The organism is Novosphingobium sp. HNCC26DJ243 (assembly GCF_057180545.1).
Genome location: NZ_JBXUGN010000003.1, coordinates 88,958 through 103,239 on the forward strand (window position 1 = coordinate 88,958; position 14,282 = coordinate 103,239).

The 14,282-nt window shown below is 62.8% G+C and carries 13 protein-coding genes and 1 tRNA gene; 11 read left to right on the forward strand and 3 right to left on the reverse strand.

The features are described 5' to 3' along the window. The gene (locus AC2A04_RS10780) at positions 1–1,017 is read right to left on the reverse strand and encodes an aldo/keto reductase (protein ID WP_484212344.1); all 1,017 of its coding nucleotides are present in this window, start codon (positions 1,015–1,017) and stop codon (positions 1–3) included. Between the two features lie 27 nt (positions 1,018–1,044). Beyond that, positions 1,045–2,058 carry a polyprenyl synthetase family protein gene (locus AC2A04_RS10785; protein ID WP_484212345.1) on the reverse strand — a complete coding sequence of 338 codons (1,014 nt, stop codon included), beginning with the start codon at positions 2,056–2,058 and terminating at the stop codon, positions 1,045–1,047. Between the two features lie 99 nt (positions 2,059–2,157). Between AC2A04_RS10785 and AC2A04_RS10790 the strand changes: the two genes are divergently transcribed. After that, positions 2,158–2,445, forward strand: a complete 288-nt coding sequence (locus AC2A04_RS10790) for a chorismate mutase (RefSeq protein WP_484212346.1) — start codon at positions 2,158–2,160, stop codon at positions 2,443–2,445. Between the two features lie 33 nt (positions 2,446–2,478). On the opposite strand, the gene AC2A04_RS10795 is transcribed toward AC2A04_RS10790, so the two are convergent. Beyond that, positions 2,479–2,946 (reverse strand): Lrp/AsnC family transcriptional regulator, encoded by a 468-nt coding sequence (locus tag AC2A04_RS10795; protein ID WP_484212347.1) that lies wholly within the window; start codon positions 2,944–2,946, stop codon positions 2,479–2,481. A 247-nt stretch (positions 2,947–3,193) separates the two neighbouring features. Here AC2A04_RS10795 and AC2A04_RS10800 point away from each other — a divergent pair, with 247 nt between their 5' ends. From AC2A04_RS10800 to AC2A04_RS10845, 10 genes are all read left to right on the forward strand, one after another. Then, the gene (locus AC2A04_RS10800; protein WP_484212348.1) at positions 3,194–5,005 is read left to right on the forward strand and encodes a histidine kinase dimerization/phospho-acceptor domain-containing protein; all 1,812 of its coding nucleotides are present in this window, start codon (positions 3,194–3,196) and stop codon (positions 5,003–5,005) included. Between the two features lie 41 nt (positions 5,006–5,046). Then, positions 5,047–6,024, forward strand: coding sequence for a polysaccharide deacetylase family protein (locus AC2A04_RS10805; protein ID WP_484212674.1), 978 nt, complete (start codon positions 5,047–5,049; stop codon positions 6,022–6,024). Between the two features lie 49 nt (positions 6,025–6,073). Further along, positions 6,074–6,149 (forward strand) — tRNA-Ile (locus AC2A04_RS10810). A 454-nt stretch (positions 6,150–6,603) separates the two neighbouring features. Then, positions 6,604–8,208 (forward strand): GMC family oxidoreductase, encoded by a 1,605-nt coding sequence (locus AC2A04_RS10815; protein ID WP_484212349.1) that lies wholly within the window; start codon positions 6,604–6,606, stop codon positions 8,206–8,208. Between the two features lie 40 nt (positions 8,209–8,248). Further along, positions 8,249–9,556, forward strand: a complete 1,308-nt coding sequence (locus tag AC2A04_RS10820) for an MFS transporter (RefSeq protein ID WP_484212350.1) — start codon at positions 8,249–8,251, stop codon at positions 9,554–9,556. Between the two features lie 20 nt (positions 9,557–9,576). Beyond that, positions 9,577–10,641, forward strand: a complete 1,065-nt coding sequence (locus tag AC2A04_RS10825) for a maleylacetate reductase (RefSeq protein ID WP_484212351.1) — start codon at positions 9,577–9,579, stop codon at positions 10,639–10,641. Between the two features lie 61 nt (positions 10,642–10,702). Further along, positions 10,703–11,587 carry an intradiol ring-cleavage dioxygenase gene (locus tag AC2A04_RS10830; protein WP_484212352.1) on the forward strand — a complete coding sequence of 295 codons (885 nt, stop codon included), beginning with the start codon at positions 10,703–10,705 and terminating at the stop codon, positions 11,585–11,587. Next, positions 11,584–12,222: a hypothetical protein gene (locus AC2A04_RS10835; RefSeq protein ID WP_484212353.1), complete on the forward strand. Its 639-nt coding sequence runs from the start codon at positions 11,584–11,586 to the stop codon at positions 12,220–12,222. The genes AC2A04_RS10830 and AC2A04_RS10835 overlap by 4 nt, the downstream gene beginning before the upstream one ends. Beyond that, positions 12,223–13,842, forward strand: coding sequence for an FAD-binding oxidoreductase (locus tag AC2A04_RS10840; protein ID WP_484212354.1), 1,620 nt, complete (start codon positions 12,223–12,225; stop codon positions 13,840–13,842). It begins immediately after the preceding gene. Beyond that, complete coding sequence (locus tag AC2A04_RS10845; RefSeq protein WP_484212355.1) at positions 13,839–14,249, forward strand: c-type cytochrome; 411 nt, start codon at positions 13,839–13,841, stop codon at positions 14,247–14,249. Before AC2A04_RS10840 ends, AC2A04_RS10845 begins: the two co-directional genes overlap by 4 nt. Positions 14,250–14,282 lie beyond the last annotated feature (33 nt).

Consider the following 14,282-nt stretch of genomic DNA (forward strand, 5'->3'; position numbering starts at 1 on the left):
TCAGCCCATCGGGTAGGGAATGTCCCGCGAAACCGCATCGACGGCCTTCATGACATCGGCGGGAAGCACGAGGTCTGCTGCTGCAAAGATGGGATCGAGTTGGTCCTCGGCGCTGACGCCCACGATGGTCGAGGCGACAAAATCGTGCTGCTTCGACCATGCGACCGCAAAGGTTACCGGATTGAGCCCCGCCTCAGCAGCGATGGCCATGAACCGTTCCGTAGCCGAGAGCGATCGGTCGTTGACGAAACGGCGGCCCATCTGCGCCTGCCGACCCTCCATCGCGAGATAGCGCGAGAAGCGCGCGCCTTCGGGCCGCGCACCGTTGTTGTACTTGCCCGACAGCACCCCGCCCGCGATCGGCGAATAGGGGATCAGGCTGACGCCTTCCTTGCGGCAGACCTGTGCCAGTTCATCCTCGAAACGCCGGTTGTTCAGGCTGAAATTGTTCTGGATCGTCTGATAGCGGGCAGTGCCGAGGCGCTCGGCGCTGGCCAGCGACTTCATCAGGCCCCAGCTCGTCTCGTTCGAGCACCCGGTGATACGCACCTTGCCCGCGCGGACCAGCTCGTCGAGCACCTCCATCGTCTCGTCATAGGGGGTGTCGTGATCGGGCCAGTGCGTCTGGTAGAGATCGATGTAATCGGTGCCGAGCTTTGCAAGACTCGCCTCGACGGCCCTAATGATGTTGCGCCGATCGAGCGCGGTCATGCCCTCGCGGCAGGGCGAGCGGAACCAGACGTGGCTTGGGCCGGACACCTTGGTCGCCAGCACGATTGCATCGCGAGGCTTTGTCTTGAGCCACTTGCCGACGATCTCTTCGGTGCGGCCAACCCACTTGATGTCGGGCGGAACCGGGTAGCCCTCGGCGGTGTCGAAGAAATTGATGCCCGCTTCGAAACTGCGATCAAGAATGCGCAGGGCAGCAGCCTCGTCAGTCTGGCTGCCGAAGGTCATCGTGCCCATGCTGATGTCGGACACGACGATGGCAGACTTGCCAAGGCGACGATGCTGCATGGGTTGCTCCGGAATTCGAGGGTGGCGTCAGAACCGTCGTGCGACGGCGAATTCGGCGGCTTCGGTCATTGCGCCCTTTGCCGCGCTGGCCGGGAACGCTGCAATCGAGTCAATCGCCCGTTGCGCATACATGCGGGCCCGTTCGCGCGTGGCGTTGACGGCATCATGGCGGCGGATCAGTTCGATCGCATGGGCAAGATCGGCATCGCTCGACCGGTCGCCTGCAATGGCCTGCTGCCAGAATTCGCGTTCCTCGGCGTTGCCGCGCGCATAGGCGAGGATGACGGGCAGGGTCATCTTGCCTTCGCGGAAATCGTCGCCCTGGTCCTTGCCCATCTCGGCAGCGTTCGAATCATAGTCGATCGCGTCATCGGCAAGCTGGAAGGCGATGCCAAGGTTCCGACCGTAGGAATCGAGCGCCAGTTCATCCGCTTCCGGGCGTTCTGCTACGACGGCTGCGATGCGGCAGGCGGCGGAGAACAGCGCGGCCGTCTTGGCCGCGATGATGTCGAGGTACATCTCCTCGGTAGTATCGATCTGGCGCTGGGCGACGAGCTGGTCGACCTCGCCTTCGGAAATGACAGCCGAGGCGTTGGACAGGATGCGCAGGACCTTGAGCGAGCCGTCCTCGACCATGAGTTCGAAGCTGCGGCTGAAAAGGAAATCGCCGACGAGCACGGTGGCCGGGTTGCCGTAGACGATGTTCGCGGTCTTCTTGCCCCGGCGCATGTCGGAACCGTCGACGACGTCATCGTGCAGCAGCGTGGCGGTGTGGATAAACTCTACCGCGGCGGCCAGCTTGTAATGGCGGCTCCCGCCGTAACCCAGCAGCGACGCGCTGGCGAGCGTGAGCATCGGGCGCATGCGCTTGCCACCGCCTGCGATCAGGTGACCGGCCAGCGTGGGGATCAGCGGAATGCGTGACTGCATGCGATCAAGGATCACGGCGTTGACGCTGTTCATGCCCTCGGCCACCAGCGACATCATCGGGGTGAGCGAAGGTTCCGCCTTGCGCGGCAGGGTATGGATGGTCGCGGTCATCTTGGGCCACCGCTTGGCGTCAAGGGCGGCGCTTGGCAAGACGCAAGTTGCACGGTAGCGGCCAATTGGGCCAATGACTGTGTTCAACGGGGTATGGGAATGAGTGAAGACCAGGTGCTGGCAGGCTATCGCCAGTCGATCGACAATATCGACGCTGCCATGATCCACATTCTGGCGGAGCGCTTCCGCATCACCAAGGCTGTGGGCACCTACAAGGCCGAAAACAAGCTGCCGGCATCGGATCCGGGCCGCGAGGAACGCCAGATCGAGCGGCTGCGACGACTGGCAGAAGATGCCAAGCTGGATCCGGAATTCTCCGAAAAGTTCCTGCGGTTCATCATTCAGGAAGTGATTCGCCACCACGAGAAAGCGGCGGGTTCGCGGTAATCGCGGCCCTGACAGATGTCAGGGGGCTGGGCCTCAATCTTCCAGCGGCACGCCCGGCACCTGCTTGGCGGTGCGAATCGTCAGTGAGGTTTTCACGCTGGCGACGTTGGGCGCGGGCGTGAGCTTGCTCGTCAGGAACTCCTGGAAGCTCTGCAGGTCGCGGCTGACGATCTTCAGGATGAAATCGATCTCACCGTTGAGCATGTGGCATTCGCGCACTTCGGCGAGCGTACGCATGTGATCTTCGAACTGGCGGAGCGATTCCTCGGCCTGGCTCTTGAGACTGACGAGCGCGAAGACGGTGATGGCGAAGCCGAGCTTCGAGGCATCGAGTTCGGCATGGTAGCCCTTGATCACACCGGCATCTTCAAGCGCACGGACGCGGCGCAGGCAAGGCGGCGCGGTCAAGCCGACGCGCTGCGCCAGTTCAACGTTGGTTACGCGCCCTTCGTCCTGAAGTTCGGCGAGCAAGCGCCGATCGATCGTGTCCAAGGTTGCCATGCCTTCTGTTCATCCATTTCACATTCGCCCGCCGGAGCTTTCGGAAAGTGGCGAATCTTGCAACTTTCCGCACAAAATCGAACATCGGGCGATAATTTTGTTGTTTCATATCGCAATCGTCCCACATTGCAACGCAGTGGATAGCAACCTTTTGTCACTGGCCACGATTTGTTAGCCTTCGATAGGTTAGACGGGCTCTCCGGAGCTTCGCGCTACGGCCCCGATGCGCACCTGATGCGGAGCTTGAATGATCGTCGATGACCGCCTTGACACCGTGCTGCGTACCCGCGTGGCCGGAAAAATGGCGGGCCGCACCCAGATGCGGCAGATCGTTGATCTACTTGGAGTGGTGCCGCTGGCCGCGTGGAGCGGACGGCATGCCGCCGCTCTCGAACGGCTCGAATCGCTGACCGCTCTGCTGAACGACGAGGAATGCGCCAGCGTGCTGCGCGCGACCTCGCATCGCTCGGCTGTACTGGTCTATCATTTCGCACAAGGGGGTCCGCGCACCGCCGCAGCCGCGATCGCCTCGGCTCAACTGGCCGAAGAGGACTGGCTTGCGCTGATTCCCCGTCTGCCCACCGCCGCGCGCGGCTTCCTGCGCCACCGCACCGATCTGGGCGACCGGGTGCGCGAACAGCTATCACGTCTGGGCATCAACGACTTCCTTCTGCCGCAACCTGAGCAAGTGGCAAAGTCGGAACGATTGGCAGTTGCGCCACCTGTCGCGGAAGCCGTGCCAGTCGCGGAAGCCGTGCCTCTTGCGGCAGCCGTGCCCGGTTCCCTTCCTGCCGACCACATTTCTCCCCTGCCCACGAAAACGCCCGCGCTCGAGCCGTTGTCAGTGCCGGACGAGGGCATCGGTGCAATCGTTCGGCGGATCGAGGCTTTCCGGCGCAAGCGCGAGGAACGCGACCAATCCGTCCAGCCTGCCAGCCCAGGGGGCGTGGCCCCGCTCCTGCCCTTCGTCGACGATGCTGCTCCAGTACGCATGCCGCCCAAGGCCATCGACGTGCGCACCGATGCGGATGGCGTGGTCGTGCACGCCGCGATCGATCCGCCGGGCATGCTGATAGGCACGCGGCTGTTCGTGACCGATCCCGGCGCAGCGGTCCATTGCGACGAGCCGATGGCCAGCGCCTTCCGCCAGCGCCAGCCGATCAGTGCCGGCCAGCTTGCGGTAGAAGGTGCTGATCAGGTTTCGGGCTTCTGGCAAGTGGATGGAACACCCGTGTTCGCAAGGGACGGCGGGCGCTTTTCCGGATACCTCGTGCGCCTGCGCCGGCCGCTTGTCGTGGCGGCAGAAATCGGCGCGCGCCCGTCGAGTGCCGCGGCAGATGCCGATCGCCTGCGCCAGTTGCTGCATGAACTGCGTACGCCGATAAACGCGATCCAGGGCTTTGCCGAAGTGATCCAGCAGCAGGTATTTGGCGCAACGCCACACCAGTATCGCGCGATGGCCGCCACCATCGCTGCGGATGCCGCACAGATGCTGGCAGGGTTCGAAGAGGTCGAGCGACTGGTGAAGCTCGAAAGCCGGACGCTCGACATCGACAGCGGGGAAGCCGATGTCGTCGCGGTCGTTGCGCGTCTGGTCGAGCAGATCTCGCCCGTTTTGTCAGCGCGCAATGTGCGGCTGAGCGTGGCCATGCCGCCCCATGCCCTGCCGGTCGCTTTTGCGCCCGACGAGATCGAACGCTCGGTGTGGCGGGTGTTCTCGGTCATTGCGGCCAGCGTTGCCCCCGGCGAACGGCTCGCGATCGCGCTTGAAGAACAAGCGCAGCAAGCCTTGCTCTCGCTAACCTTGCCCGCATCGTTGCAGCGGCTTGACGATGCCGCGCTGTTCGCGCCCGATGCTGGTGCAAGCGGGGGATTGTTTGCGGCCTCTGCCATGCTCGGCAATGGCTTTGCCCTGCGCCTTGCGCGTGCAGAATTCGAAGCTGGAGGCGGTTCGCTGAGGCGCGAGCAGGACCGCATCCTTGTTGGCCTGCCCCACTTGACCGAGAAGAATCAGAGCCTTACCCCTTCGCTTTCCGGCAATACGTCGGCAGCGGGTTGAACCAGGGGGAAATGGTGGACCAGCGCCCGGAAATCCTGCGCATGCCCGGCGAGGCGGACTTTGTCCGGTTTGATGCCGCTTTCGGCACGCGCTTCGTCCTGACAGTCGACACCGAAGAAGAGTTCGACTGGAGCAAGCCGCTCGACCGGACGAGCCACGGTCTGGATCACGTTCCGCGCATCGCCAAGTTCCAGCAGTTCTGCGAGGGCCTCGGGATCGTGCCGATCTATCTGATCGATTATCCGGTGGCGAGTGATCCGCGCGCGTCACAAGTTCTGGGCGACGCGGTGAAAGCCGGGCGCGCGGAAGTCGGCGTGCAGCTGCACCCTTGGGTGAGCCCCCCGTACGATGAGGACGTAAACGTCCACAACAGCTTTTCGGGTAACCTTCCCCCCGATCTGGAACGCGCAAAGTTCCGCAAACTGCGCGACACGATCGAGGAAGCATTCGGCGTGGCACCGCAGGTTTATCGCGCCGGGCGATACGGGGTGGGTTCCGAGACCGCCTCGATCCTCTCGGAATGCGGGGTCGCGATCGACACCTCGGTACGCTCTCGCTTCGACTACAGTTCGACCGGCGGCCCCAACTTTCGCGATCATCCCTTGCGCCCCTGGTGGATCGACCGCCGCAATGGCCTGATGGAAATGCCGTTGACCACGGTATTTTGGGGCCTCCTGCGCCAACAGGGTCGCACGGTCTATCCGGCGCTGTGGCGCGTGCCTCGTCTGCGCGGCGCGCTGGCGCGGCTGGGCCTGCTCGAACGCATCCCGCTGACGCCCGAAGGTGTGACGCTCGACGAAGCGATCAAGGGCATCGACATGGCCCTCGACGATGGCTTGCCCATTCTGGTGTTTTCTTTCCACAGTCCTTCGCTGCGGCCGGGGCTCACCCCTTATGTGCGGGACGAGGATGAACTCGATGCGTTCTATGACTGGTGGCGCGGGGTATTTGGATACCTGCAAAAGCGCGGGGTCCGCCCTGCTTGCCTGCGAGATGTAATATCCGCAGCGAAGGTCTGACCACTGCGCCTTGCCAAGCAAGGGTTGTCCTTGTACCGGCAACGGCGATGGGCCTGTAGCTCAGCGGTTAGAGCTGGCCGCTCATAACGGCTAGGTCGCGGGTTCAAATCCTGCCGGGCCCACCATCACCCTTCCAAACATTTCAGGTCCCAAGACATTCTGGCGTGCTTCACTGAATGCCTCAGTCTTCTTGCGCCTTTGGCGACGCGCAACTCGGGTCGGAAAGCGCTTTTCGCAGTGCTGCGATCCGGCAACGTTCTGCTTTGAAAGAGGCAAGGACAATCGCACATCCACCCCCATCACGAGCAAGCGCAAACCACTTTGATGCCCCTTCGACAAGGCATACACGATCGGGCGGACGGATGTCCTCGCGCACCTCGATGAAATCAGCCTATCCATCTGGAAAACAAGCATAACAAAGCTCTTTCAAAAAGACGGTAGAATTCTGAGGTAACGTTGTCTATAGAATGCGCAACCGGGTTGAGAGGCCAGCGGAAGAGCTGGGCGGATCACGTGATCCGGGCGCGTATCGCGCGCCGTTCGCCTGAAGCATGTCGTGCGGAGGTTTGGGACCGACAAATGGAAGAGTTCGACTACATTGTTATCGGCGCGGGTACATCGGGCTGCGTCATGGCGAACCGCCTGAGCGAAAGCGGCGAGCACCGCGTGCTCCTCGTCGAAGCAGGCCCGCCCGACCGGAACATCTGGATCCATGTGCCAGCAGGTCTGCCCAAGGTGCTCAACAATCCGAACTACAACTGGCGCTTCTCCTCCGAACCGGAAAAGAGCACCAAGGACCGTGTCATCCCGATTCCGCGCGGCCGTGGCCTTGGCGGTTCGAGCACGATCAACGGTATGCTTTACGTGCGCGGCGATCCCAGCGACTTCGACCAGTGGGCGCAGGCAGGCAACGCCGGTTGGTCGCACGACGATGTTCTCCCCTATTTCAAGAAGATGGAACGTTTCCCCGAAGGCGACAGCGAGACGCGCGGCCATTCCGGCCCGATGGAAGTGACGCGTGGCACCGAGAGCCACGAACTGCCAGAAACGTTCCTCGTGGCTGCGCAGGGCGAAGGCTTTTCCTACAACCCCGACTACAACAGCGGTGAGCAGGAAGGCTTCAGCCACCTCCAGTACACGCAGAAGAACGGTCGCCGCTGGTCTTCGGCCAAGGCCTATCTCGACCCGGCGAAGAAGCGTGCGAACCTGACGATCGTCACCGACGCGATGACGACGAGCCTCGATTTCGAAGGCAAGCGTTGCATCGGCATCACTTATGTCAAGGGCGGAGCCGAAACCAAGGTTCGCGCCAAGGGCGAAGTGATCGTCTCGGCGGGCGCCGTGCAATCACCGCAGATTCTCGAGCTTTCGGGCATCGGCCGGCCTGACGTGCTTCAGGCAGCGGGCATTCCCGTGCGCCATGCGCTGCCTGGTGTCGGCGAAAACCTGCAGGATCACTTCGCCGTGCGCATGATCTGGAAGGTCACCAAGCCGATCACGCTGAACGAGCGCAGCCGTGGCCTTTATGTCGCGAAGGAAGCGATCCGCTATGCCTTCACCGGTCGCGGCATCCTCAGCTCGTCACCGGCGCTGGTCTGCGGTTACGTAAAGACACGGCCCGATGTGATCGCGCCCGACATCCAGTACCAGTTCATTGCCGCGAGCTATTCGGACCCGACGATCCGCAAGCTCGATCCCTATCCGGGCATGACCGTCAACGTCTGCATCGCGCGGCCCAATTCGCGCGGGCACATTCACGTCGCTTCGTCCGATCCGAAGGCGCCGCCGAAGATCCACCCCAACTTCCTGACCGATCCCACGGACGGGCAGACGATCATCGAGGGCATGAAGATCTGCCGTCGCATCGTCGAGAACAAGGCGTTCGACGAGTATCGCGGCGTCGAACTCCACCCCGGCAAGGCCATAACATCGGACGAGGATTGGCTCGAATTCGCCAGGAACCGCGGGCAGACGGTGTTCCACCCGGTGGGCACCTGCAAGATGGGTCCGGCAACGGACGCGAATGCGGTGGTCGACCACACCTTGCGCGTCCACGGCCTTGACGGGCTGCGCGTGGTCGATGCCTCGATCATGCCAACCATCGTTTCGGCCAACACCAACGCCGCGGCGCTGATGATCGCCGAAAAGGCAGCCGACATGATCCTGCGGGGAACCGCACGCTAACAACCAAAAAACAAAACGGGAAAAGGATGCGAGGGCGGATATGGCACATGCAAGCGAGCGCGCCGCAGGCACAATAGCGGGCTGGGACACGAAGTACGAGTTCAAGGCGGTCGCGCTGTTGACCCTCGCATTCGGCTTGGTCGGCCTCGACCGTTGGATCATCGCCCCGCTCGCGCCGGCGATGATCCGCGACCTCGGCATGACTCCGCAGGACATGAACAACCTCATTGCCGCGCTAGGCGTGACCTGGGGTGTCGCTGCGGTTCTCATGGGGGGCCTGTCCGACCGCATCGGTCGTCGTGCCGTGCTCCTGCCCGCGATCGTGCTGTTTTCGCTGATGTCGGGCCTGTCGGGCATGGTTGCTAGCTTCACGGGTCTGCTGCTTGTCCGCAGCCTGATGGGCGTGTGCGAAGGCGCGTTCTGCCCGACCAGCTTTGCTGCTACCGCCGAAGCCTCCAAGCCATCGCGGCGCGGCTTCAACCAAGGCCTGCAGCAGAGCGCCTTTGCCCTGTTCGGCCTGGGCTTTGGCCCGATCATCGCGACCCAGCTGCTTGCTCATGTCGAATGGGAAGTGGTGTTCATGCTGGTGGCCATTCCCGGCCTGATCCTTGCGGTCCTGCTGTGGCGCGTGATCCGTGAGCCGGTGACCGTGAGCCAGCCGGTTGAAATGCCGCAGGCCGAGGCGATCAAGCCCGCTCCGATCCGCGATCTGTTCCAGCATCGCAACATCCCGCTCGGCATGGTCGGCCTGCTTTGCGCGATGTGCGGCATTTTCGTGCTCAGCGCCAATATTCCGCTCTATCTTACCGAGGTACTCAAGCTCTCGCCGGTGGACATGGGCATTGTCACCTCGGCGCTCGGCTTCGGCGGCTTCGTCGGCCAGTGGGGCCTGCCTGCCGTGTCGGACCATTTCGGTCGCAAGCCGGTAGCCATCGTCGGCTTCGTCGCGGGCGCTATCATGCTCTATCTGTTCATGCAGGCGGGGGCTGACGTTGCGGTCCTCTTCCCGCTGCTTTTTGCCAGCGCGGCCTTCAGCTTTGGCCTGCTGTCGCTGATCACCGGTCCGATCGCTACCGAGGCGGCTCCGGTAGGTCGCATCTCGACGACGGCGGGCATCATCATCGGAACTGGCGAAATCTTCGGCGGCGGGCTGGCGCTCGTCGTGGCCGGTGTGGTGATCTCGGCCTACGGCATTCCGGCCATGCTGTATCTTGCGCTTGGCGGGCTCATTCTCGGCGGCGTCCTGATGCTGTGGCTGAAGGAAACGGCACCGCGCCTCGTCAAGTCGGCAGGAGCGTCAGCGCTTGACCAGCTTGAGGACCGCACGCTCGGCGGCATTGCATCCTGATCATATCGAGAACCTGACTGATGGAACCTTTCTCCTATTCGGCCCTCCCTTCCAAGGTCACCTTCGGGTTCGGCACGCTCGGGCTCGTTGCCGACGAGATGATCGCGCTGGGATGCAAGCGCGCGATCGTGCTTTCGACCCCGCAGCAGGCGGACGCGGCTGAACGGCTGGTCGAGCAACTCGGTGAACTGGCCGTGGGCCGGTTTTACGAGGCAACGATGCACACGCCGATCGATGTCACCGAACGGGCCGTTGCCGAGGCACTGGCGGTAGCCGCAGACTGCACCGTGGCACTCGGCGGAGGATCGACCATCGGCCTTGGCAAGGCCATAGCGCTGCGCACCGATCTGCCGCAGATCGTGATTCCGACGACTTATGCGGGATCGGAGGCGACTCCGATCATCGGGCAGACCGCGAACGGGGTGAAGAATACCGAACGCACGCTCAAAGTTTTGCCCGAAGTGGTGATCTACGACGTGGATCTGACCCTGACGCTGCCGGTCGGGCTTTCGGTGACTTCGGGGATGAACGCCATCGCCCATGCCGCCGAGGGTCTGTATGCCAAGGACGGCAATCCGGTCATCCGGATGATCGCGGAAGATGGCTTGCGCGCGCTCGCCGCCGCCCTGCCCCGGCTCCATGCCGATGGAACCGACAAGGAGGCGCGGTCGAACGCGCTTTACGGTGCCTGGGCTTGCGGCGTGACGCTCGGCTCGGTGGGCATGTCGCTGCACCACAAGCTGTGTCACACCCTTGGGGGCGCGTTCGACCTGCCTCATGCCGAGACGCACACGGTCGTGCTGCCGCACGCCATGGCCTACAATGCCTCGGCCGCGCCCGATGCGATGGCGCGGCTCGCGCGCGCTCTGGGCGTCGAAGATGCGCCGCGTGGGCTGTATGATCTTGCCAAGTCGCTGGGTGCGCCGACAAGCCTCAAGGAACTGGGCATGCCCGAGAACGGGATCGACCATGTCGTAGAGCTGGCGATCAAGAACCCCTACTGGAACCCAGCGCCGCTTGATGCCGGGCGTCTCCGGACCCTGATCGAGAACGCCTATCTTGGCCGTCCTCCACAGTCGGACTGACAACAGCAAAGCCCGACGACGACAGGCTCAGAAGACAGCAAACAGGGACGAGGACTGATCTGTGGCGCAATACGATGAACAGAAGATCACTCCTGCCGTGCTCGGCAGTTTCAGCCAGACGCCTGACCCGCGCTTGCGCGAGATCATGACGAGCCTGACAAAGCACCTCCATGCTTTCGTACGCGAGACCCAGCTTTCGCTTGGCGAATGGATGCAAGGCATCGAGTTTCTGACCGGCGTCGGACAGATGTGCGACGCGACGCGCCAGGAGTTCATCCTGCTGTCGGATGTCCTTGGCGTTTCGATGCTGGTGGATGCGGTAAATCACGCACCCGATGGCGCAGGAACCGACACCACCGTGCTTGGCCCCTTCTTCATCGAGAATTCACCTTCGTTCGATCAAGGTTCTGATATCGCCGGCGGAATGGGAGGCGATCCTCTCTACGTCGATGTCAGTGTGCGCGATGCGGATGGACTGCCCATCCAGCATGCCAAAGTGGAGGTCTGGCAGTCGGACTCCGAAGGATTTTACGACGTGCAGCGTCCTGATCTGGCTGGCAGCTTTCATTTGCGCGGCACGTTGTCATCCGACGACGCGGGCAAAGTGCGGTTCTGGTCGGTGCTGCCCACCGCCTATCCGATCCCGCATGATGGCCCGGTCGGCGTGCTGTTGAACGCCACCGCCCGCCATCCATGGCGTCCGGCACACCTCCATTTCAAGCTGACCGCGCCGGGCTTCTCCACGGTGGTGACGCACCTTTTCGTCAAAGGCGACAGCTATCTGGAATCCGACGCCGTGTTCGGCGTCAAGGATTCGCTGATCTGCGAATTTCCCGGCCACGAGGCGGGCGTTGCTCCCGATGGTCGGGCCATGGATGGGCCATGGCACAGCCTGTGTTATGATTTCGTGCTTGAACCCGAAGCTGAGGGAGAAGCTCGCTTATGAGCGGTTTCGAGGTCAATCGCCGCGGCTTTGTGGTGGGCAGCCTGATTTCCGGAGCCTTTCCTCTGGGAGGCCTGGCGCAAGCCGCCGATCTGCGCGGCGCTGGAGCGAAACCCCGGCTGCATCGTCTGCTCGTCGATCATTCCATCCCCGAAAGCGTCAGGCTTGGCACATATGCGGAGGCACTGGCCGACGAGGTCTTTGGCTTCGATCATGATCCCACCGCATTGTGGCAGCGCGAGTTGCGTACGCTCTGGCCACAGGGGCCACGCCCCATTGCGGGCCTGACAACTCCCGCCGTGCGCATGGTGTTTGAACAGCTCGGTCGCGACCACGGCGCGCGCATCGTGTTCAGCGCCGAACATCGCACTCTTCCCTCGGGCATGCGCCACGAGCTTTCGGGATGCGATGCTCTGCTGACCTGCCCCGATCTGCGCGTCGGTGCCGACTGGGTAGCGGACATGGCGCGGCACCTGGCAGCAGCACCGCGCGAAGCGGGCGCGAAAGCCACGGCTTCATCTTACGAAACCGGGCGTGCTGCGGGAATGGCCGACAGGTCACGACGGCTCGTGACCTGGGTGCTGGCACCCGTGCACCGCCGCAACGATCCCCGTTCTTTCGACATGGCGAGACTCTGAATGCCTCTTCCCCTGCCCCCCGGTGTCTCGCCGGCCGATTTCAAGTCGGCCCTAGCCAAGTTCGCACAAGCCATTGGCAGTCAATGGGTTTTCACATCAGAGGAAGACGTCTTCCTTTATCGTGATGCCTATTCGCCGCTGTGGGACGAAAAGGATGAACGCCTGCCTTCGGCAGCGCTCGCTCCGCAAAGCGCCGAGGAAGTTCAGGCGATCGTGCGCATCGCCAACGAATTCAAGATTCCGCTCTATTCGATCTCGACCGGCAAGAACCTAGGCTATGGCGGCTCCGCCCCGACGGTTACGGGTTCGGTCGTGGTCGATCTCAAGCGGATGAACAAGATCATCGAGGTCGACGACAAGCGCCACTTCGCGATTGTCGAGCCGGGCGTTTCGTACTTTGATTTGCATAATTATATTCAGGAACGCGGACTGAAGGTGTGGATCGATCCGCCTGATCCGGGCTGGGGCAGCCTGATCGGCAACAGCCTCGATCGGGGATGCGGCTACACATACGGCAGCTATCGCGACCACTTCGACAGTCATTCGGGGATGGAGATCGTGCTGGCCAATGGCGAGTTGATCCGCACCGGCATGGGCGCGTTGCCAGGCTCGAAGACCTGGGCTGAGTTCAAGCATGGCTTCGGGCCGAGCGTCGATGGTCTGTTCAGTCAGGGCAATTTCGGCATTGTGACCAAGATGGGCTTCCATCTGATGCCCATGCCCGACGCCTACATGTCGGGCATGGCGTTCGTTGCCCGGCGCGAAGATCTGATTCCGCTGGTCGACATCGTCAACGCACTGGAACACACCGGCGTCATCGGTCAGCCGCGCTATGGCAGCCCCATGCAATCGCTGTTTGGCGATGCAGCTTTCAAGGCCGCGGTGAACAGCCGTCCGGGCATGACCGACGACCAGTTGAACCAGACGGCGAAGGACCGCAATCTCGCCTCGTGGCAGGTCGAACTGCAGTTCTACGGACCTCCGGCCGCGATCGAGGCCAACTGGGCGGCAGCCTGCGCCAAGATCAGCGCCGCCATACCCGGCGCACGCTTCGAGATCCTCCACCGTCACTCCTTCCCGCTGACACAGGCACAGAGCGATGCGCTCCCGCACAAGGCGGCGCTTGGCGTTCCGGATCTCTCGATCTTTTTTGTCGGCGCGCGGGCGAAGGAAAGCCCCGAGCCGGGTGACGGCTTCATGTGGTTCTCGTCGGTCATCCCCAAATCGGGCGATGCGATCTTCGAGGCGCAGAAGGTCTATCGTGCTGCCGCGTGGGATCTGGGCGTGGAGCCCACCATTTCGCCGTTCAGCACACCTAGCTCGTGGTATCGCACTTTCATCCTGATCTCGGGTCTGCCGATCTCGCGTTCGGACAGCGAACTCAACCAGAAGAGCCGGCGTCTCTACGAGACCTATGCCCGTGCGGCGGCCGCTGCGGGCTTCGGCGAGTATCGGGCTCCGGCAATCTTTCACAGCTTGGTGTCCGACACCTATTCGTTCAACGATCACGCCCTGCGGCGCTTCATCGAAACAATGAAGGACACGGTCGATCCCAACGGCATCCTTGCGCCGGGCCGGGGTGGAATCTGGCCCAAGAGCTACCGGGAGAAGAAGGCATGAAGTCGGTCTGGCTTGTGGCCATCGCAGCGCCCATCGCGCTGAGCGCGGCATACGTTTCATCCGCGCGCACCGCCACGGCCATGGCTGGGAAGGCGGCAAAGCCGGTGAGCCAGGTCGAGCAGGGTCGCAAGCTTTACCAGTACTGGTGCGCCACGTGCCACGGCGCGGGGGTCGGTGCCGAGGGACGCACGCAATTGCCCGGGACCGCAGCGCTTCAGGAAAAATACCAAGGCGACCCCCCTGCCCTGCTGGAGGAACGTACCGACCTAACGCCCGAAATTGTAACCGTTTTTGTCAGAAACGGCATCTCGGTCATGCCGTTTTTCCGCAAGACCGAAATATCCGACAGCGAACTGGCCGCGATCGGTGCTTATCTCGCTCGGCCGCGTTCGAAGACAAACAAGTGAACTGAAAGTCCTGCGCCACCCGCTACAGACGGG

Excerpts from the sequence above, each read along its gene's own strand:
- AC2A04_RS10835 (WP_484212353.1), top strand. The coding sequence starts at position 11,584 with ATGAGCGGTTTCGAGGTCAATCGCCGCGGCTTTGTGGTGGGCAGCCTG.
- AC2A04_RS10800 (WP_484212348.1), top strand. The coding sequence starts at position 3,194 with ATGATCGTCGATGACCGCCTTGACACCGTGCTGCGTACCCGCGTGGCC.
- AC2A04_RS10790 (WP_484212346.1), top strand. The coding sequence starts at position 2,158 with ATGAGTGAAGACCAGGTGCTGGCAGGCTATCGCCAGTCGATCGACAAT.
- AC2A04_RS10805 (WP_484212674.1), top strand. The coding sequence starts at position 5,047 with ATGCCCGGCGAGGCGGACTTTGTCCGGTTTGATGCCGCTTTCGGCACG.
- AC2A04_RS10815 (WP_484212349.1), top strand. The coding sequence starts at position 6,604 with ATGGAAGAGTTCGACTACATTGTTATCGGCGCGGGTACATCGGGCTGC.
- AC2A04_RS10840 (WP_484212354.1), top strand. The coding sequence starts at position 12,223 with ATGCCTCTTCCCCTGCCCCCCGGTGTCTCGCCGGCCGATTTCAAGTCG.
- AC2A04_RS10820 (WP_484212350.1), top strand. The coding sequence starts at position 8,249 with ATGGCACATGCAAGCGAGCGCGCCGCAGGCACAATAGCGGGCTGGGAC.
- AC2A04_RS10845 (WP_484212355.1), top strand. The coding sequence starts at position 13,839 with ATGAAGTCGGTCTGGCTTGTGGCCATCGCAGCGCCCATCGCGCTGAGC.
- AC2A04_RS10780 (WP_484212344.1), bottom strand. The coding sequence starts at position 1,017 with ATGCAGCATCGTCGCCTTGGCAAGTCTGCCATCGTCGTGTCCGACATC.
- AC2A04_RS10795 (WP_484212347.1), bottom strand. The coding sequence starts at position 2,946 with ATGGCAACCTTGGACACGATCGATCGGCGCTTGCTCGCCGAACTTCAG.
- AC2A04_RS10785 (WP_484212345.1), bottom strand. The coding sequence starts at position 2,058 with ATGACCGCGACCATCCATACCCTGCCGCGCAAGGCGGAACCTTCGCTC.
- AC2A04_RS10825 (WP_484212351.1), top strand. The coding sequence starts at position 9,577 with ATGGAACCTTTCTCCTATTCGGCCCTCCCTTCCAAGGTCACCTTCGGG.